Annotated in this window: 2 protein-coding genes; both read right to left on the bottom strand. The window is 49.8% G+C overall.

Features of this window, described 5'->3' with window-relative positions:
• Positions 1 to 23: 23 nt before the first annotated feature.
• Complete coding sequence (locus ACTHUM_RS14805; protein ID WP_440403262.1) at positions 24 to 542, bottom strand: 3-deoxy-manno-octulosonate cytidylyltransferase; 519 nt, start codon at positions 540 to 542, stop codon at positions 24 to 26.
• Between the two features lie 21 nt (positions 543 to 563).
• A partial coding sequence (kdsB, locus tag ACTHUM_RS14800) for a 3-deoxy-manno-octulosonate cytidylyltransferase (RefSeq protein ID WP_440403261.1) occupies positions 564 to 1,165 on the bottom strand: 602 nt, incomplete at its 5' end.

Here is a 1,165-nt window from a genome sequence, read left to right as displayed (position 1 = left end):
GGTTATGTTTATCGTTCAAAACTTCAGACGGCTTCTTTCGGGCCGACATGCTTCCATGCATCGTCGCGCATTCCGATAAACCATGCGTCTTCAGGGACTCGCTCTATCGCGTCTTTCAAAGTGGAAAGCAAGTTTTGCGATAAGGCTTTTGCCAAATATTCTTCCTCATTGGCTTCGGCCGCTTTGTCAGGTTGCTGCACCAGACCGATTGCACGGGTTTGATGGCCATGAGCCAAATAGTTGAGCGCAATGATTTTTTGTGCCCAAAGCTGAGGAACATCCGGATTGTCTTGCAGCAATACCGACAAAATCGATACGGCAACGGTCAAGCGTCCACCGTTCATACGCAAGTCCAACGACTGGTTGGGCGGCAAAGTGCTGAGCATTTCTGCCATGCGGAACCAAAACTCGCCACTGGCCTGCTCCGGCGCTTCTATTTTCAGCATGTCATAGTTGAATTCTTGCTCATCTTCTCTTACCAGCTTCGCCACGTCGGCAAGCAATTTTTGTTCTTCACGGCTCAAATGGCGGAAATCATTCATGTCTTTTCCTTTCAGACGGCCTTAAGCTTTAAACGCAACACGTACTCTGTCCAAATCTTCCTGCGTATCCACACCGGTAGCAGGCGCTTCTTGGGTGATTTCAACAGCAATCGGATAACCGTGCCACAGGACGCGCAACTGTTCCAACGATTCGATGGTTTCCAAAGGAGAAACTTCCATTTCCGAATAGCGTTGCAGGAAACCTGCACGATAGGCATAAATGCCGATATGGCGCAAAACGGCTGTTTCGGAAGGCAATTCGCGTTTTTCGGCACGCATCACATCGCGCGGATAAGGAATCGGGGCGCGGCTGAAATAGATGGCGTTGCGGTTTTTGTCGAGGATGACTTTGACGACGTTAGGATTTATAAACTCGTCAAAATCGTGCAATTCGTGGGCGGCGGTCGCCATTTGCACATTGTTTTCAACCAAAACTTCGGCTGTACGGTTGATAAGTTCGGGATCGATTAAAGGCTCGTCGCCTTGTACGTTCACAACAATCAGATGCTGCGGCAGTTTCAGCGTATTGGCCGCTTCGGCAAGGCGCGTTGTACCGCTTTCATGTTGATTGGAAGTCATGACCACTTCGACGCTATGCGCCTGACAGGCCGTCTGAATATCAG

The organism is Neisseria sp. P0021.S006, from assembly GCF_051956895.1.
This window is presented reverse-complemented; position numbering and strand designations above follow the sequence as displayed.